The organism is Acidovorax delafieldii 2AN (assembly GCF_000175235.1).
In the GTDB taxonomy this organism is placed as follows: Bacteria; Pseudomonadota; Gammaproteobacteria; order Burkholderiales; family Burkholderiaceae_C; genus Acidovorax; species Acidovorax delafieldii_B.
Genome location: NZ_ACQT01000073.1, coordinates 1 through 16229 on the forward strand (window position 1 = coordinate 1; position 16229 = coordinate 16229).

The following is a 16229-nucleotide window of genomic DNA, read 5'->3' on the forward strand; positions in this document are numbered from 1 at the left end:
CCCGCCGCGCCGTCTGCAGCGGCGCCCGGCAACGAATCCGAGGGTGTGAGTCCCCTTGCCGCCGCCGCGTCTCCGGCGCCTTCGGGCAACGGAGCGGGTGGCTGGGAGCATGCCCTTGAAAGCGAGGCCCAGAAACTGCTGTCCACGGGCCACGCGGAAGTGTGGGATGCGCTCACCCGGCGATTCGAGTCGCGCCTCATCCGCACGGCGCTGGCAGCGACGCACGGCCGCCGCATGGAAGCAGCGCAACGGCTAGGCATCGGTCGCAACACCATCACGCGCAAGATCCAGGAACTGGGCCTTGATGCCCCTGATGAGGGGTAAAAGTGGTTCTTGCGCTTGTATGTAAAGCGCGAGCAGCTATGAAAATGAGAGCTATTGCAGGGCGGTCGGGATACGCCGGCTGACGCCTCGCGGGTGCACGCCCATGGCCGTCAGGGGGGCCATATTCCCGCAAGCGCTTGCGGTCCGCGTCCTACATGCAGGCCCTCCGTGCACCGACCTGCCACTGCCGAGGCGCTTCTGACAATGAAATCACTGTTAACCAACCGGAGATTTCTATGTCGGATTTCAACGATGCCAACCGCGACCCCTTGACCAACGAACCCGGCGCACATCCCGTGGGAACCGGTCTGGGTGCTGCCGTGGGCGGCGCTGCCACGGGCGCAGCCGTGGGCGCCATGGCAGGTCCCGCCGGTGCTGCGGTGGGCGGCGTGGCGGGCGCCATCGTGGGCGGGCTTGCGGGCAAGGCCGCAGCCGAGGCGGTCAACCCCACCGAAGAAGATGCATATTGGCGCGAGGCCTATGCGCGCGAACCCTATTACGTGAGCGGCCGCACGTATGAGCAATACCGCCCGGCCTATGAATTGGGCTGGACGTCCGCTTCGCGCCACGAGGGCAGTTTTGATGCGGTCGAGTCGCGGCTGGCCGACGATTGGCGCGCCCGCCATGCGGCGTCGGGCATGGCATGGACCGACGTTCGCCCCGCCACCAGGGCAGCCTGGGAGCGGGCCCGTGCCACCACAGCGGCCTCCACCATGGCGGGGTCGGCGACCACCATGTCTGAACCCGTGGACCGCGAGGATGTCGTCGATATGTTGAACGACTTGCTCGAATCCTGCCGCGACGGTGAATACGGCTTCCAGTCCTGCGCTGAAAACGCCGATTCCGCGCAGTTGCAGGAAGTCTTCCAGCGCCATGCCCGTGAGTGCGGCCTGGCAGGTGTCGAGCTGGAGCGCGAAATCCGGGCGCGCGGCGGCGAGCCCGCCAGTGGCGGCACGGTGGCCGGGGCCCTGCACCGTGGGTGGGTTGCCGTGAAATCGGCGCTCAGCACATGGGACGACAAGGCGGTGCTGGAAGAGTGCGAGCGCGGCGAGGATGCTGCCGTGGCGCGCTACCGCGCGGCGCTGAAGGCCACGCTGCCAGCCGACGTGCGCTCGCTCGTCGAGCGCCAGGCCGAAGGAGCCCAACGTAACCACAATGAGATCCGGGCCCTGCGTGACCGCTTCGAGGTGGCGCGGGACTGATCTGTTCTGACGGATGCTCCCAGTGGTCGGCCACCTTGTCGAGCCCGGAACGGGCAAGGGGGGCCTCCTAAAAAACAAAGCCTTTGACACTGCGGTGCCAAAGGCTTTTTTTCTGCCAGCCCTTCAACGCGGCGATGGTTGCGGGGGAAATCGGAAGGTCGCTACAAGCGACCGGGGGGTAAGGCGGTAGCCGTTGTCGAGAAGAAGAGGGGGCGCCTCAGTCGAGCGTTGCCACCACGGGCGCGTGGTCGCTGGGCTGCGGGTTCTTGCGCGGTGCACGGTCGATGGTGCAGGCCTTCACGGTGCCGCGCAAGGCCTCGCTGACCAGGATGTGGTCAATGCGCAGCCCCCGGTTCTTCTGGAACCCTAGCATGCGGTAGTCCCACCACGAATAGGCCTTCTCGGGCTGTTCGAACATGCGGTAGGCGTCGGTCAGGCCCAGGGCCAGCAAGGCCTGGAAATGCGCGCGCTCTTCGGTGGTGTGGTGGATGGTCTCGCGTAGGCCCACTGGATCGTAAGAGTCGCGGTCTTCGGGCGCCACGTTGAAATCCCCCAGCAGGGCCAGGCGCGGATGTGCTGCCAATTCCGTGCGCAGCCAGTCATGCAGTGCCTGCAGCCAGCGCATCTTGTAGGCGAATTTTTCGCTGCCGGGTTCCTGGCCATTCACGAAATAGCAATTCACCAGCCGTACAGGGCCTGTGGCCGTGTCCATCGTGGCCGCGATCACGCGGGCCTGCTGGTCGTCATGGCCGGGAATGTTGCGCACCACGTCGCGCAGCGGCGAGCGGCTCAGGATGGCCACGCCGTTGTAGGTTTTCTGGCCCATGGCCACGGCGTGGTAGCCCGCTTCCTGGAGCGCGGCAAAAGGAAACTTGTCGTCGGTGAGTTTGAGCTCCTGCAGGCACAGGGCGTCGACCGGGTTGGCGGCCAGCCAGGCCACCACCTGGGGCAGGCGCACGCTGAGGGAGTTGATGTTCCAGGTGGCAAGCTGCATGGCAAAAAAGGGAAAGTGGAAGGGGCGCGGCACCGTGGGGCTGCAGCGTTGAATGGTAGCGGCCCTGGAGAGGCCTTCGCTCGTGCCTTTTTATTTCTGTGGGGAGGAGGGGGCGCTCCGCATGGCTTGATGTGGCGCATCCTTTCGCCGAAACGTGCGCGAAAGCGTTATTTACAAGTCTATACTTCGATCGAATCGCCGCTCCCGGAGACCTGTTCCATGCCGTCGTGTTCCGTCCGAAATGTCCTTGCCATGCTCTGCTGGGCCGCCGTTGCAGGGTCTGCCGCGGCCGGTGAACTGGTGGTGTCTGCCGCCGCCAGCCTGACCAACGCTTTCCGGGATATCGCGCAGAGCTACGAGGAGCAGCACCCCGGCACCAAGGTGCGCCTGAATTTCGGAGCTTCGGGGGCGCTGCTGCAGCAGATGGCCAAAGGTGCACCGGTGGACGTGTTTGCCTCGGCCGACCAGGAAACCATGGATGCCGCGCAGAAGCAGGGCCTGGTGCTGGCGGCCGACCGCAGGGATTTCGTGCGCAATACCCTGGTGCTGATTGCACCCGCCGATGCCAAGGCGCCGCCCGCCCGGCTGCAGGACCTGGCGCAACCCTCCGTTGCGCGCGTGGCGCTTGCCTTGCCGGCCAGCGTGCCTGTGGGGCGTTATGCGCAGCGGGCGCTCGAGGCCGCCGGCCTGTGGGCTGCCGTGCAGCCCAAGGCCGTGAACACGCAGAACGTGCGCCAGTCGCTTGACTATGTGGCGCGTGGTGAGGTGGATGCAGGGTTTGTCTACGCCACCGACGCCGCCATCATGAAAGACAAGGTGAAGGTGGTGTTGGATGTGCCCCTGAGCGTGGCCATTCTTTACCCCGTTGCCAAAACGGCCGGCAGCAGCCAGGCAGCGGCGGCCGCCTCGTTCGTCGAGTACCTGGGCTCCCCTTCCGCGCAGGCCGTCCTTGCCCGGTATGGCTTTGCCAAGCCCTGATGCGTTGCCAGGAACGCTGAGCAGGTGGGGTCCATGGACATGGCGTGGTCGGCACTCAGCCTTTCGCTGCAGGTGGCGGGTTGGGCCACGCTGCTCAACCTCGTGCTGGGCATTGGCGTGGGCTACCTGCTGGCGCGGGGGCGCTTCCCGGGGCGTGACCTGATCGATACCTTGCTGACCCTGCCCATGGTCATGCCGCCCACGGTGCTGGGTTACTACCTGCTGGTGTTGCTGGGGCGCAATGGCTGGGTGGGCAAATGGCTGCAGGACACCTGGGGCATCCACCTCATCTTCACGCTGCAGGGGGCGGTGATTGCCGCCACGGTGGTGGCGTTTCCGCTGGTGTTCAAGCCTGCACGCGCAGCGTTCGAAGCGGTGGATTCGCAACTGGAGGGGGCCGCGCGCGTGCTGGGGATTTCCGAGTTCGGCATTTTCCTGCGCGTGACGCTGCCACTGGCGTGGCGCGGCATTCTGGCCGGGGTTTGGCTGGGCTTCGCGCGCGCGCTGGGTGAGTTTGGTGCCACGCTGATGGTGGCCGGCAGCATTCCCGGCAAGACCCAAACCTTGTCGATCGCCATTTACGAGGCGGTGCAGGCGGGCCAGGATGCGGTGGCCAACACGCTGGTGCTGATCACCTCCGTGGTGTGCATCGTGGTCCTGCTGGGCGCTGGGCGGCTTGCGCCGGGCCGTGTGGCGTATCGGTCGTAAGGACAAGGCATGCAACTCGATGTGGACATTGGCAAAGCGCTGCGCTCGGGCCCGCGGGTCTTCCAGCTGCGGGCGCGCTTTTGCGCGCAAGGCCAGCGCGTGGTGGTGGTTGGGGCCTCGGGCGCGGGCAAAAGTTTGCTGCTCAAGGCCATCGCGGGGCTTGTGCGGCCCGACAGTGGCCATGTGCGGGTGGATGGGCAGGCGCTCTTTGATGCGCGGCTCGGCATCCACCTGCCGCCACAGGCGCGCAACGTGGCCTATCTGTTCCAGGACTATGCGTTGTTCCCGCACCTGAACGTGCGCCAGAACATCGCCTTTGGCCTGGCGCGCGGCTGGTTCAACCCGGGCCGCAGGCAGGACAGTGAAGCTGTGGACTATTGGCTGGATGCCTTCCACCTGCGGGAGGTCGCCCACCAGGCGCCCCACGAGCTGTCGGGCGGGCAGCGCCAGCGCACTGCCCTGGCGCGTGCCCTGGTTGCCAAGCCGCGCGCCCTGCTGCTGGACGAGCCTTTTGCCGCGTTGGACCCACCCCTGCGCGTCACCTTGCGCGCCGAGCTCGATGCGCTGCAGCGGCGCCTGCAGGTGCCCATGGTGCTCATCACGCACGATCCGCAGGATGTGGAAATCTTCGGCGAGCAGGTGCTGCACATGCGTGCCGGCGTGGTGGAGCCGGGCGACCGGGGCTCCGCGCTGCAATTGGTGGCGGCCTGATTTTTTGCATGGACGGGAGAACCGCCTTCGCAGGCCTGGCTGCACGGGCCTGTGCTGCTGCGAACCCACAGACCGATACCTGGGCGAAACGACATGCCATCAAACGACAAACGCATTGAACTGGGCGGCTCCGTCTGGATGACGGTGGGCGGCGAAAACCTGGGCGGCCCCGGCCGCATTGCGCTGCTGGCGCACATTGCCGAGCGCGGCTCCATCACCCATGCGGCCCGGGCCATGAAGATGAGCTACAAGGCCGCCTGGGACGCCATTGACACCATGAACAACCTGGCTGGCGAGCCGCTGGTGGAGCGGGTCACGGGCGGCAAGGGCGGTGGCGGCACGGTGCTGACGCGCCGGGGCGCCCAACTGGTGGAGAACTTCCGCTTGATCGAGAGCGAACACCGCCGTTTCATCGCGCAGCTGAGCGCGCAGGCCGACGGTATTGCCGATGATTTTTTATTGATCCGGAGAATCAGCATGAAGACCAGCGCTCGCAACCATTTTGTCGGCCGGGTGAGCCAGGTGCGGCGCGGCGCGGTCAATGACGAGGTCGAGATCGAGACGGCCGCCGGCGGCCACACGATCGTGGCCACCGTCACGCACGAAAGCGCTCAAGGGCTGGGCCTGGCGGTGGGCGCGCAGGCGTTCGCGCTGGTCAAGGCGTCGTCGATCGTGGTGGTGACGGATGCGCAGGGTGCGCGGTTCTCGGCGCGCAATCGCCTTGCGGGCACGGTTTCGCGTCTCACGCCCGGTGCGGTGAATGCCGAGGTGGTCATCGACCTGCCCGGCGGCGGCGCTGTGGCGGCCATTATCACCAACGAGAGCTGCGCCGCCCTGGACCTGGCCGTGGGAGCGGCCGCCACGGCGATCTTCAAGGCGTCGAGCGTGATCGTGGGCGCGCCGGCGTGAAGTGAGCACCCCCTGAGTCGCCTGGGGCGTCTTTCCCCCGCTCTCGCATCGCTGCGTGCTGTAGGCAGGGGGGCGCTGCCACCACCCGCACATCGGCATGCTGGCGGCCCTTGCGCGGCAGCCCTGGCTTGGGCCGCGCCTGTATTGGCGTTGCGGGTGCGCTCAGCGCCGCTCGTAACGCACGAAGGCGAAGGCCAGGCCGTTCGTGCTGGTGTGCGCCTCGCGCGCGGTTTCCACCCATTCGGGGCCGAGTTCGGGGGCGTGGGCGTCGCCGTCGAAGTCTTGCGCGATCTCGGTCACTTCCACGCGCTGGGCCAGGGGCTGGGCCTGGGCGTAGATCTGCGCGCCGCCGATCACCCACACGGTGGTGGCGTTGGATTGCTCTGCAATCTGTAGCGCATCGCGCAGGCTGGATGCGCGCTTCGCATCTATTTCATTCCATTCTGGCTGGCGCGTGATGACGATGTTGGTGCGCCCCGGCAGGGGGCGAAAGCGCGGTGGGAGCGAATCCCAGGTCTTGCGCCCCATGATGACGGGGCAGCCGTGCGTGAGCTGCTTGAAATGCGCCATGTCCTCCGGCAGGTGCCAGGGCATGGTGCCGTCCTTGCCGATCACGCCATTCGCGGCGCGTGCGTAGATGAGGTGCACTTGCATGGCGGGCATCCGTTCGCTGGCCTCAGATGTGCAGCGCGGCCAGGCCACCCACGGCCACACCGATGGCGCCCACACCGAACATGCCGTATTCCAGCCATTTCTTCTTGGTCAGCAAGGCGATGGCGGCCAGCGCGATCGCCACCTGCAGCGCCGTGGTGGCCTGGGCCCAGCGGTGGTGCTGGTGCATCTGTGCGTCGCTCTTCTTGTCCCACTCGGTGGCTTCCTGCTCGAGCTTTTCGGCGGCGGCCTTGATCTCGTTCTTTTCCTTCTCGTAGCGGTCGATCTTGGCCTGGTACTTGGCCTTTTCTTCCTCGCGCGGCGTCAGGTCGCGCGAGACCTCGGCCAGCGATTGCTTGGTGCTCTTGGACTGGAAGTAATTCCACTGGTTCGACGCTTCGGTCTTCTTGATGGCCGCGTCGTTCTTGTACAGGCCGGCATTGGCCTGCGTGGCGCCGCCCATGTAGGCAAAAATGGCGCCCACCGTGGCGATGATGGCCGTGAACATCGCGATCTGGTTGGTCATGGAGCCGCCCGCCTCGTCGTGGCTGGCATCGTGGTGCCCGCCGTGCGTGGCGTGTTCGAGGGCGTGGTCGTGGGGGCCGTGTACGTGGAATCCGCCGGAAGACATGGTGTTTTCGGTAAGTGGTGGGTGATTTAAAGAAAAGCGGCGCTCAGACAGAGGAGCGCTTGCCCGCGCGCAGGGCCGCAGCGTGGGCCCGCGCTAGACCGCCACTGGCGCCTTGATGGCCGGGTGGCACTGGTAATCGAGCACCTCGAAGTCTTCGTACTGGTAGTCGAAGATGCTGTCCGGCCGCCGCTTGATCCGCAGGGTCGGGTATGGGTAGGGCGCGCGTTCCAGTTGCGTGCGCACCTGCTCGTGGTGGTTGCTGTAGATATGGCAGTCGCCGCCGGTCCAGATGAAGTCGCCCACGTCGAGGTCGCACTGCTGCGCGACCATGTGCGTGAGCAGGGCGTAGCTGGCAATGTTGAAGGGCACGCCCAGGAAGATGTCGGCGCTGCGCTGGTAGAGCTGGCAGCTCAGGGTGCCGCGCCCGCCGGGCTCTTGTGCGGGCGCCACGTAGAACTGGAAGAACGCGTGGCAGGGCATGAGCGCCATCTTGTCCAGGTCGGCCACGTTCCAGGCGCTCACGATGATGCGGCGCGAGTCGGGATTGGTTTTGAGCGTATCGATGACCTGCTGGATCTGGTCGATGTGGCCGCGGGGGTTTTCAGGCGTGGGCGCGGGCCAGCTGCGCCACTGCACGCCATACACGGGGCCCAGGTCGCCGTCTTTGCGCGCCCACTCGTCCCAGATGGTGACGCCGCGCTCTTTCAGCCACAGGTTGCTGCTCGACCCGGTGAGAAACCACAGCAGCTCGACGATGATGCTCTTGAGGTGCACCTTCTTCGTGGTGACGAGCGGAAAGCCCTCGCGCAGGTCGAAGCGCATCTGGTGGCCGAACACGCTTTTGGTGCCCGTGCCCGTGCGGTCGCCCTTGTCCACACCGTGCGTGAACACGTGGCGCATCAGGTCTTCGTATTGCGAGCGGACGGGGCGCTGTGGGGCTGGGGCAAGGGTCATGGGGCTGGAGGCTGGTTGTCGGGGCTCGGTGCCATGGGCGCCGGCCCGATAGTGTGCCACCGATGGCCGCAGGCGTGCCGGACATGACGGCGCCTCCGGGCGCATTGCATGGCGGCCGCAGCAGCGTCAGCCGCCAAACGCCGTGGTGGCTGCCACGCTGCCGTCGTCAAACACCAGCGTGCGTTCGGGCCAGCGCAGGGCGGCCAGCTTGTACTGGGCTCCCGGGGGCGTGCCGGCCTTGCGGGCGCGCCAGCGTGCGCCCACCGAATAGTCCACGCAAAACACGTTGTGGCGCTGGCCGTGCCAGGCAAAGGGCGGTGTGCTGCCGAACAGGCCGGCCTCTTCGTGCGTGACGGAGTCTGGCGCGGGCACCAGTGGGCGTCGCCAGTAGTGGCCCACCACCACCGGCGTGGCATCGGCGTAGCTTTCCCACCAGGCGATGCGCTCGACAAAGCGCCACTTGCCCCCCGCATGGAAGGGGTCGGTGCCTTGGCGCTCCACCCCCGAGGTCAGCACCTTGAGGGGGTTGAGCATGGCCTTGAGCAGTTCGTTGTCGGCATGGGCCTGGAGGAAGGGCGGCTTGTGCAGCGGGTCTTCCAGGTCGTGCGGCCACTGCAGCCGCTCGGCGGCCATGCGCCGGGACAGCGCCCCGTCCTGTGCCTGGCGGCGCACCTCGGCCTCCCAGTGGTCGTATTCGGCGCGTGCGCTGCCGGGGGCCAGTTGGCGCGCTGCCGCAATGGGCGCGGACAGCCAGGCGGCATGCACGATGCGCAGGTCGGTGCGCTCCAGGGCCACTGGCAGGGTGCCCAGAAAGGCGACGATGTCCGCGCGCTCGGCCGCGGTGGGGCGGGCGAAGGGCGCGTATTTGTCCTGGTCGGTCGCCAGGCGTGCGTCGAAGAACCAGCCTGCGCCGTCCTTGGCATCGTTGCGCAGCAGGCTGATCTCGTGGTTGCCCAGCACGGCCACGGCACGCCCGCGGGTCACCAGTTGGGCCACGCGGGCGAGCACGGCGGGGCTGTCGGGGCCCCGGTCGCAGAAGTCGCCCACGAATACCAGGGTGCGGCCATCGCGGTGCCGGCCCTCCACGTCGTAGCCCAGATGGGCCAGCAGGGGCTCAAGTGCGTCGATTTCGCCATGGATGTCGCCGACGATGTCGAGCGGCCCCGGCGGCAGGGCTTGGATGAGGCTCATACGGAGACTGTTCTGCGGCCTGTTTGAATTGTTTTTAGGCTTATGCGCTGACTGGTTGGACGTTAGATACTATTGAAATTGAAGCAATCGGTGGAGGCCGGGTTGCTGGCCGGCCTTCAATGCCCGCCCTTTGCTGGCCGGCGTTACGCTGACGCGCCTGGTGCCGCGGCTGCGGCAGGCAACACGCGCCCCGGGTTCATGATGCCCTGCGGATCGAGCGCCGCCTTGACGGCCCGCATCATTGCCAGCGCCGTGGGCGACTGGTATTTCTGCAGCTTTTCCACCTTGAGCGCGCCAATGCCGTGTTCGGCCGAGAACGAGCCACCGAACTGCGCCACCGCTTCGTACACCAGGTGGTTCACGTGCTCTTCCTGCTCGCGCAGGAAGGCCTTGGGGTCGCCATCTGCCGGCGCCTGCACGTTGTAGTGCAGGTTCCCGTCGCCCAGGTGGCCGAAGTTGACCAGGCGCACGCCCGGAATCTCGCGCGCCATCAGGGCGTCGGTGTATTCGACGAACGCCGGAATGCGTGAGATGGGCACCGAGATGTCGTGCTTGATGTTCAGCCCCTCTTCGGCCTGCGCCAAAGGGATGCTCTCGCGGATGTGCCACAGGTTGTGCGCCTGCGAGAGGTTCTCTGCCACCACCGCGTCGGTCACGCAGCCGGCCTCGAAGGCGGTTTCGAGCAGCGCCTCGAAGCGCGCGCGCGCGTGGTCCTCGGATTCGCTGTCGGAATTTTCGAGCAGCACGCCGTAGGGCACCTCTTCCTGCTCCACGAAGGGCACGCGCAGCTGCGGCATGTGCTTGTGCACCAGGGTCAGGGCAAAGCGGCCCATCACCTCGAAGCCCGTGAGCCCCGCGCCCAGATGCTGGTGGGCCAGGCCCAGCAGCGTCACGGCGTGTTCCATCGAGGGTACGGCGGCCCAGGCCGTGAGTTGCGCGGCGGGCTTGGGGTAGAGCTTGAGCGTGGCGGCGGTGATGATGCCCAGCGTGCCTTCGCTGCCGACAAACAGGTTGCGCAGGTCGTAGCCCGTGTTGTCCTTGCGCAGGCCCTTGAGGCCGTTCCACACCTCGCCCTGGGGCGTGACGACTTCCAGGCCCAGGCACAGGTCGCGGGCATTGCCGTAGCGCACCACCTGCGTGCCGCCGGCATTGGTGCCCAGATTGCCGCCGATGGTGCAGCTGCCCTCGGCCGCCAGCGACAGGGGGAACAGCAGCCCGGCCTTGTCCGCGGCGTCCTGCACGTTCTGCAGGATGCAGCCTGCCTCCACCGTCATGGTGAGGTTGTCCTTGTCGATGGCGCGCACGGCGCTCATGCGCGTAAGGCTCAGCACCACCTGGGTGCCCGACATATCGGGCGTCGAGCCCACGGCCAAGCCGGTGTTGCCGCCCTGCGGCACGATGGCGTTGCCCGCAGCGGCACAGGCGCGCACCACGGCCGCCACCTCTTCGGTGGTGCCGGGGCGCACCACCGCCAGTGCCTTGCCGCGCTCGCGGCGGCGCCAGTCCTGTTCCCAGGCGCTCAGGTCGCCGTCGGTCAGGACATGGGCTGCGCCCACGATGTGCCGCAAGGTGTCGATCAAGGTGGACATGGGAAACGATCTTTCAGGTGAACGGTGAAGGGGACTTGGCGGATGCCTGTGGCGCAGGGCGCCTCACGGGGCCAGGGGAGCGATGGCTTCGGCGTCGGCCTGCGCCTGGGCCCGGGCGTTGCGCTGGCGCAGCCGTACATGCAGCGTGCAGGCCGTGAACAGCACCACGCACAGCACGATCTCGGCCCACGCCAGCCATGCGCCTGGACGGGGATCGCCCCAGGCACGCACCACGCCTTCGATGAAATAAAGCCAGATCACCAGGCTGACCCAGCGATAGGTGTACATGCGGTTTTTCAGGATGCCGGCCAGCGGAATGCACAGGGGCAGCGCCTTGAGCGCCAGCCACGAGCCGCCGGGGCGCACCGGGGCCAGCACCAGCTCCCAGGCCAGGCACAGGGCGATCAGTGCCAGCAGGCTGCCCGCAGCCAGCCAGCGGGTGGCGGCAACGGCGTTGCCGGGGTTGGGGGATGAGTTCATGGAGTGTGTTGTCGGGGAAAGGGGGCGGCGCGCATTGTGCTCAAGCCGGGCGGTTGGGGCCACAATGCGCGCTCGATCTTCGTTTCCATCGTCGGCGTCCATGCAGCGTTCTCCCACCAGCCTGGCGGCCCCAGGATCATATCGGCCATGTCCTTGACCCTACAGACAGCGGTCCAGCGCCTTGAGGTGCTGGTGACCGAGCTGTCGCACTTTCCCTGGAAGACCACCGCCCAGACGTTGCGCGAGCGCTTTCGTGAGGACCGCCTGGGTCTTACCGCCAGCAGCCTCACGTTCACCACCGTGCTGGCCCTGGTGCCCTTTGTGACCGTGGCACTGGCCGTGTTCACGGCCTTTCCCATTTTCGGCAAGCTGCAGGGGGTGCTGCAGCGCTGGCTGGTGGACAGCCTGGTGCCCGACAGCATCTCGCGCCAGGTGCTGGGCTATCTCACGCAGTTCGCGGCCCAGGCCAGCCGGCTGGGGGTGGCGGGGGTCAGCGTCCTGCTGGTGACGGCGCTGGCGCTGATCCTGACCATCGACCGCACCCTCAACAACATCTGGCGCGTGCGGCGCTTGCGGCCGCTGGGCCAGCGGGTGCTGATCTACTGGGCGGCGATCACGCTGGGGCCCGTGGTGCTGGGCGCCAGCCTGGCGCTCACGTCGTATGTCATGTCGGCGTCGGGTGGGCTGGTGCGGGCCGTGCCCGATGGGGTGCGGCTGCTGTTCGATTCCATTGAATTCTTCGTGCTGGCGGCCGGCATGGCGGCGCTCTACCACTATGTGCCCAACACGCCGGTGAAGTGGCAGCACGCGTGGGCGGGCGGCCTGTTCGTGGCCGTGTGCATCGAACTGGCCAAGAAGGTGCTGGCCATCTACCTGGGCAAGGTGCCCACCTATTCCGTGGTGTACGGCACCTTTGCCACGCTGCCCATCCTGCTGGTCTGGATTTACGTGGCGTGGGTCATCGTGCTGCTGGGGGCGGTGGTCACGGCCTACCTGCCCAGCCTGCTGGCCGGCGTGGCACGGCGCGGCACGGTGCCAGGCTGGACTTTCCAGCTGGCAGTGGAGGTGTTGCAGGAACTGCAGCGCGCACGCCGCCATGCCGGCAAGGGCCTGCGGGCGAGCCAGCTTGCACAATTGCTGCGCGTGGACGTGCTGCAGCTGGCCCCGGTGCTGGATGCGCTCACCGCGCTCGACTGGGTGGCGCGCACCAGCGAGCCGGGGCAGGGCGCCGAAGACGAGCCCGAGCCGCGCTACGTGCTGCTGGCCGACCCCGACTGCACGGCGCTCGAGCCCCTGCTGCAGCGCCTGCTGCTTGAACGCGCCCAGAGCCTGGAGCCCCTGTGGTCCAGCGCCGGACTGGCACAGCTGCATTTGCGCGATGTACTTCAAAAACAATAGCTAAAGACGCTTGAAGGACAACCGCTTTTGGCCATTTTTGTCTTCATTCCGCAGAAAGGGGATCTACGCAGAGGCCTTGCCGTTAGTCCGTAGTCTTTGACTCTGTAGAGCGGGCGCCGGGCCGGTGGATTCTTCTCGAGCCCGCAAGCCCCGCCAGGCGAAATCGCAGCCGCACGAAAGTCTTCCCGCAGCCTTCAAGGCCGGGATGGCAGCGCGCGTGGCTGCGGGTCAGACCAGCCAGGTCAGCGCCACGGCTGGGTGCAGGAAAGGCCGCTGACAACAGGGGCCCAAGGGCTGCGTTGGAGCGGTGGAATGGATCGCGGTCGCGAAAGCGCTGAATGGCCTGGCCATCGTTGCTTCGCGGCTGTCCTTGCGCGGCCCTGGGGCTCAAAACGCCATCCCCGGCGCAGCGTGCTGGGTACCAGTGCGCTGCCGCCTACGGCCTGTGCAGGGCCTGGCGCAGGCCCGCATCGGGTTGGCGGTGCGCCATGTCTCAACGTGCCAGAAAGTCGCGGATGGCCTGCAGCGTTTCTTCGGGCGCCTCGGTCATCTGGTTGTGGCCCACCGGCAGGCTGGCGATCTGCACCGACTGGCCCGCCGCACGCGCTGCGCCAATCAGGCCTTGTGCGGCCCTGGGGGTGGTCATCTGGTCTTGCGCGCCCAGTGCAAACAGCACCGGGCAGGTCAATTGGGCCATGGCGGCTTCGCCCCCCGTGTAGCTGTCGCAGGCCACGAAGCCACGGTGGAACACATTGACCTGCGGGTTGCTGCGCAGCACCTTGCGTCCGAGCGCCATGCCGGCACCAAACACCCACGTGCCCGGCCCCAGCGCTGAGGGTGGCGCCGCCAGCGTGCTGCGGGAAAACACGTTGACCATGCGCAGCGCCTTTTCGGGGTCGTTCTGCGACGCCTCGATGAGCGCAGGCGATACCTTCATTGGAAAGGCCGTGCCCACCAGAACCAGGTGGCTGATGCGGTCCTTGAGCCGGGCTGCGGCCTCCATGGCAATCAGCGAGCCCCAGCTGTGGCCCACCAGAGCCGCGCGTTGGATGCCCGCTGCATCGAGCAGCGCGCCGACGAAGTCCGCGCCCTGTTCCACCGTGGCGGGCGCATCGCCACCGCTGCGGCAGTGGCCGGGCAGGTCGATGGCCAGCACGTTCCAGCCGTGGTTGGCCATGTAGCGGCTTTGCAAGGCCCACACGCTGTGGTCGTTGAGCACGCCGTGGATGAACACCACGGTGGGCTTGGCGGCATCGAACGCCTTGCCGCCGGTGTAGCAGTAAATGGCGGCGCCGTTGACTTGGATGTACATGGTCAGGCCCCCGCTTTCTCGGCCGCCTTGAGCGCGCGCTTGAGGTCGTCGATCAGGTCGTCGGCGTCTTCGAGGCCGATGGACAGGCGGATCGTGCCCTGGCTGATGCCTGCGCCCGCCAGCGCTTCGTCGGTCATGCGGAAATGCGTGGTGCTGGCCGGGTGGATCACCAGGCTGCGGCAGTCCCCCACGTTGGCCAGGTGGCTGAAGACCTTGAGGGTTTCAATGAACTTCTTGCCCTGTTCGCGGTTGCCTTTGAGGTCAAAGCTGAATACCGAGCCTGCGCCGCGCGGCAGCAGTTTTTGCGCCAGGGTGTGGCTCGGGTGCGATTGCAGCATGGGGTGGCCCACGCGCGACACAAAAGGCTGTGCGGCCAGAAATTCGACCACCTTCTCGGTGTTGCGCATGTGCTGCGCCATGCGCAGCGGCAGCGTCTCGATGCCCTGCAGGATGAGCCAGGCCGTGTGCGGGCTCATGCAGGCGCCAAAGTCGCGCAGCCCTTCGCGCCGTGCGCGCAGCAGGAAGGCGCCCACGGTGCTCTCCTCGGTGAACACCATGTTGTGAAAGCCGTCGTAGGGCTGTGTCAGTTCGGCAAACTTGCCGGCGGATTGGGGGCCGTCCCAGTCAAAGCTGCCGCCATCCACCACGATGCCACCCACCACGGTGCCGTGGCCCGAGAGGAACTTGGTGGCCGAGTGGTAGACGAGGTCTGCGCCATGCTCAAACGGCTTGATGAGCCAGGGCGATGTGAGGGTGGAGTCCACCAGCAGCGGCACACCGGCCTCGTGGGCGATGGCGCTCACCGTGGGGATGTCCAGCACATCCAGGCCGGGGTTGCCCACGGTTTCGCCAAAGAACAGCTTGGTGTTGGGGCGCACGGCGGCGCGCCAGGCGTCGATGTCGCCGGGCTTGACAAACGTGGTTTCGATACCGAAGCGCGAGAGCGTGTAGTGCAGCAGGTTCTGCGAGCCGCCATACAGCGCCGTGCTGGCCACGATGTGGCTGCCCGCGCCCATCAGCGTGGCGACGGTCAGGTGCAGGGCCGCCTGGCCGCTGGCCGTGCTGATGGCGCCCACGCCGCCTTCCAGCGCCGCCACGCGCTGCTCCAGCACCGCGTTGGTCGGGTTGCTGATGCGGCTGTACACGTGGCCGCCGCGTTCCAGATTGAACAGCGAGGCCGCATGGTCGCTCGACTCGAACACGAACGAGGTGGTCAGGTGGATGGGTGTGGCGCGCGCGCCGGTGGCAGGGTCGGGGCTGGCGCCTGCGTGCAGCGCCAGCGTGTCAAAGCCGGGGTCGGAGTAACCGGGCATCTATGTGTCTCCCATGTTGTCTATGCAGGCGGGCATTGTGGGCTATATTTGGTGCGCATCAGCCTGTTGCGCCCAGCGCGCCCTCGGAGACCCACCATGAAAGTCAGCGACATCCTTCGCGTCAAAGGGAACACCCTGTACACCGTGACACCGGACGAACCCCTGTCCGGCGCCGTGAGCGTGATGGCTGAAAAAGACATCGGCTCGCTGGTGGTGATGGAGCTGGGGGATCTGGTGGGCATGCTCACCTTCCGCGAAGTGATCCAGGCCACCGTGCGCAACGGCGGCAGCGTGGGCACCATGCACGTCCGCTCGGCCATGGACGATCACCCCCTGACCTGCACGCTCGAAACCGACATGGACGAAGTGCGCCGCATGATGCTCGACCGCCACGCGCGCTACATGCCCGTGATGGACAAGAAAATGCTGATGGGCGTGGTCAGCTTCTACGACGTGGCCAAGGCGGTGGTTGACAGCCAGAATTTTGAAAACAAGATGCTGAAGGCCTACATCCGCGATTGGCCCGAGGACGCCGCCAAGGCCTGATCGCCAGGCGGGCGCAGCCCGGCAGGTACCGGCGCGAGGGCTCATCCCTGCGTGTGCCGATTCATTCAGGCGCCTGCGTTAGGCCAGGGACTCTGCCTGCACGCGGGCTTTCATCCATGCTTCCAGGCCCTCGGCAGACATGGGCTTGCCGAAAAGGTAGCCCTGCATCACCGGGCAACCGTGCTCGCGCAGCCAGTCGCTCTGCTCCTGGGTTTCTACGCCTTCGGCCACCACTTCCATGCCCAGGCTGTGCGCAATGCTCAATACCGATCGCGTGAGCGCGCGCGCCGGCGCACTGCTCGTCAGGTCGCGCACGAAGGCCATGTCCAACTTGAGTT

The 16229-nt window shown here is 66.8% G+C and carries 18 protein-coding genes; 8 read left to right on the plus strand and 10 right to left on the minus strand.

Translation table 11 applies throughout. The features are described 5' to 3' along the window. A partial coding sequence (locus ACDELDRAFT_RS11120) for a helix-turn-helix domain-containing protein (RefSeq protein ID WP_005796653.1) occupies positions 1–324 on the plus strand: 324 nt, incomplete at its 5' end. A gap of 236 nt (positions 325–560) precedes the next feature. Continuing rightward, on the plus strand, positions 561–1526 hold the full coding sequence (locus tag ACDELDRAFT_RS11125) for a ferritin-like domain-containing protein (protein ID WP_005796655.1): 966 nt from the start codon (positions 561–563) through the stop codon (positions 1524–1526). 217 nt (positions 1527–1743) lie between these two features. On the opposite strand, the gene xth is transcribed toward ACDELDRAFT_RS11125, so the two are convergent. After that, positions 1744–2520, minus strand: coding sequence for an exodeoxyribonuclease III (xth, locus tag ACDELDRAFT_RS11130; protein ID WP_005796657.1), 777 nt, complete (start codon positions 2518–2520; stop codon positions 1744–1746). 219 nt (positions 2521–2739) lie between these two features. Between xth and modA the strand changes: the two genes are divergently transcribed. The 4 genes from modA (at position 2740) to ACDELDRAFT_RS11150 (ending at position 5826) form a co-directional block, all read left to right on the plus strand. Continuing rightward, positions 2740–3498 (plus strand): molybdate ABC transporter substrate-binding protein, encoded by a 759-nt coding sequence (gene modA / locus ACDELDRAFT_RS11135; protein ID WP_005796659.1) that lies wholly within the window; start codon positions 2740–2742, stop codon positions 3496–3498. 33 nt (positions 3499–3531) lie between these two features. Next, positions 3532–4206, plus strand: coding sequence for a molybdate ABC transporter permease subunit (gene modB / locus ACDELDRAFT_RS11140; RefSeq protein ID WP_005796660.1), 675 nt, complete (start codon positions 3532–3534; stop codon positions 4204–4206). 9 nt (positions 4207–4215) lie between these two features. Then, positions 4216–4917 carry an ATP-binding cassette domain-containing protein gene (locus tag ACDELDRAFT_RS11145; RefSeq protein WP_005796661.1) on the plus strand — a complete coding sequence of 234 codons (702 nt, stop codon included), beginning with the start codon at positions 4216–4218 and terminating at the stop codon, positions 4915–4917. Positions 4918–5010: 93 nt separating this feature from the next. Then, on the plus strand, positions 5011–5826 hold the full coding sequence (locus tag ACDELDRAFT_RS11150; RefSeq protein WP_005796663.1) for a TOBE domain-containing protein: 816 nt from the start codon (positions 5011–5013) through the stop codon (positions 5824–5826). A gap of 162 nt (positions 5827–5988) precedes the next feature. Here ACDELDRAFT_RS11150 and ACDELDRAFT_RS11155 read toward each other — a convergent pair whose 3' ends face one another. The 6 genes from ACDELDRAFT_RS11155 to ACDELDRAFT_RS11180 all read right to left on the minus strand — a co-directional run bounded on the left by ACDELDRAFT_RS11155 (position 5989) and on the right by ACDELDRAFT_RS11180 (position 11322). Beyond that, the gene (locus ACDELDRAFT_RS11155; RefSeq protein ID WP_005796665.1) at positions 5989–6480 is read right to left on the minus strand and encodes a dihydrofolate reductase; all 492 of its coding nucleotides are present in this window, start codon (positions 6478–6480) and stop codon (positions 5989–5991) included. A gap of 22 nt (positions 6481–6502) precedes the next feature. Then, entirely contained in the window at positions 6503–7108 is a 606-nt protein-coding gene (locus ACDELDRAFT_RS11160; RefSeq protein ID WP_005796667.1) for a DUF4337 domain-containing protein, read from the minus strand. A 93-nt stretch (positions 7109–7201) separates the two neighbouring features. Continuing rightward, positions 7202–8062, minus strand: a complete 861-nt coding sequence (locus ACDELDRAFT_RS11165; protein ID WP_005796669.1) for a thymidylate synthase — start codon at positions 8060–8062, stop codon at positions 7202–7204. A gap of 126 nt (positions 8063–8188) precedes the next feature. Further along, positions 8189–9253, minus strand: coding sequence for a metallophosphoesterase (locus tag ACDELDRAFT_RS11170; RefSeq protein WP_005796670.1), 1065 nt, complete (start codon positions 9251–9253; stop codon positions 8189–8191). A gap of 143 nt (positions 9254–9396) precedes the next feature. Further along, complete coding sequence (locus ACDELDRAFT_RS11175) at positions 9397–10842, minus strand: FAD-binding oxidoreductase (protein WP_005796672.1); 1446 nt, start codon at positions 10840–10842, stop codon at positions 9397–9399. Between the two features lie 63 nt (positions 10843–10905). Next, on the minus strand, positions 10906–11322 hold the full coding sequence (locus ACDELDRAFT_RS11180; RefSeq protein WP_040328893.1) for a DUF2069 domain-containing protein: 417 nt from the start codon (positions 11320–11322) through the stop codon (positions 10906–10908). Between the two features lie 147 nt (positions 11323–11469). Between ACDELDRAFT_RS11180 and ACDELDRAFT_RS11185 the strand changes: the two genes are divergently transcribed. After that, positions 11470–12720, plus strand: a complete 1251-nt coding sequence (locus tag ACDELDRAFT_RS11185; RefSeq protein WP_005796675.1) for a YihY family inner membrane protein — start codon at positions 11470–11472, stop codon at positions 12718–12720. A gap of 493 nt (positions 12721–13213) precedes the next feature. Here the strand turns inward: ACDELDRAFT_RS11185 and ACDELDRAFT_RS11190 are convergent, their stop codons facing one another. After that, positions 13214–14032, minus strand: a complete 819-nt coding sequence (locus ACDELDRAFT_RS11190) for an alpha/beta fold hydrolase (RefSeq protein ID WP_005796676.1) — start codon at positions 14030–14032, stop codon at positions 13214–13216. Between the two features lie 2 nt (positions 14033–14034). Then, positions 14035–15345 (minus strand): O-acetylhomoserine aminocarboxypropyltransferase, encoded by a 1311-nt coding sequence (locus ACDELDRAFT_RS11195; RefSeq protein ID WP_005796679.1) that lies wholly within the window; start codon positions 15343–15345, stop codon positions 14035–14037. 96 nt (positions 15346–15441) lie between these two features. On the opposite strand from ACDELDRAFT_RS11195, the gene ACDELDRAFT_RS11200 reads away from it, so the two are divergent. Beyond that, positions 15442–15891 (plus strand): CBS domain-containing protein, encoded by a 450-nt coding sequence (locus tag ACDELDRAFT_RS11200; RefSeq protein ID WP_005796680.1) that lies wholly within the window; start codon positions 15442–15444, stop codon positions 15889–15891. Positions 15892–15969: 78 nt separating this feature from the next. On the opposite strand, the gene ACDELDRAFT_RS11205 is transcribed toward ACDELDRAFT_RS11200, so the two are convergent. After that, positions 15970–16229 (minus strand): EAL domain-containing protein (locus ACDELDRAFT_RS11205; RefSeq protein ID WP_005796682.1); only part of this gene is annotated, 260 nt, incomplete at its 5' end.

What these genes read in the sequence shown, in the direction of transcription:
- ACDELDRAFT_RS11180 (WP_040328893.1), bottom strand. Translation starts at nt 11,322, where the DNA reads ATGAACTCATCCCCCAACCCCGGCAACGCCGTTGCCGCCACCCGCTGG.
- modB (WP_005796660.1), top strand. Translation starts at nt 3,532, where the DNA reads ATGGACATGGCGTGGTCGGCACTCAGCCTTTCGCTGCAGGTGGCGGGT.
- ACDELDRAFT_RS11145 (WP_005796661.1), top strand. Translation starts at nt 4,216, where the DNA reads ATGCAACTCGATGTGGACATTGGCAAAGCGCTGCGCTCGGGCCCGCGG.
- xth (WP_005796657.1), bottom strand. Translation starts at nt 2,520, where the DNA reads ATGCAGCTTGCCACCTGGAACATCAACTCCCTCAGCGTGCGCCTGCCC.
- ACDELDRAFT_RS11150 (WP_005796663.1), top strand. Translation starts at nt 5,011, where the DNA reads ATGCCATCAAACGACAAACGCATTGAACTGGGCGGCTCCGTCTGGATG.
- ACDELDRAFT_RS11185 (WP_005796675.1), top strand. Translation starts at nt 11,470, where the DNA reads ATGTCCTTGACCCTACAGACAGCGGTCCAGCGCCTTGAGGTGCTGGTG.
- ACDELDRAFT_RS11160 (WP_005796667.1), bottom strand. Translation starts at nt 7,108, where the DNA reads ATGTCTTCCGGCGGATTCCACGTACACGGCCCCCACGACCACGCCCTC.
- ACDELDRAFT_RS11200 (WP_005796680.1), top strand. Translation starts at nt 15,442, where the DNA reads ATGAAAGTCAGCGACATCCTTCGCGTCAAAGGGAACACCCTGTACACC.
- ACDELDRAFT_RS11195 (WP_005796679.1), bottom strand. Translation starts at nt 15,345, where the DNA reads ATGCCCGGTTACTCCGACCCCGGCTTTGACACGCTGGCGCTGCACGCA.
- ACDELDRAFT_RS11125 (WP_005796655.1), top strand. Translation starts at nt 561, where the DNA reads ATGTCGGATTTCAACGATGCCAACCGCGACCCCTTGACCAACGAACCC.
- ACDELDRAFT_RS11175 (WP_005796672.1), bottom strand. Translation starts at nt 10,842, where the DNA reads ATGTCCACCTTGATCGACACCTTGCGGCACATCGTGGGCGCAGCCCAT.
- ACDELDRAFT_RS11190 (WP_005796676.1), bottom strand. Translation starts at nt 14,032, where the DNA reads ATGTACATCCAAGTCAACGGCGCCGCCATTTACTGCTACACCGGCGGC.
- ACDELDRAFT_RS11170 (WP_005796670.1), bottom strand. Translation starts at nt 9,253, where the DNA reads ATGAGCCTCATCCAAGCCCTGCCGCCGGGGCCGCTCGACATCGTCGGC.
- modA (WP_005796659.1), top strand. Translation starts at nt 2,740, where the DNA reads ATGCCGTCGTGTTCCGTCCGAAATGTCCTTGCCATGCTCTGCTGGGCC.
- ACDELDRAFT_RS11165 (WP_005796669.1), bottom strand. Translation starts at nt 8,062, where the DNA reads ATGACCCTTGCCCCAGCCCCACAGCGCCCCGTCCGCTCGCAATACGAA.
- ACDELDRAFT_RS11155 (WP_005796665.1), bottom strand. Translation starts at nt 6,480, where the DNA reads ATGCAAGTGCACCTCATCTACGCACGCGCCGCGAATGGCGTGATCGGC.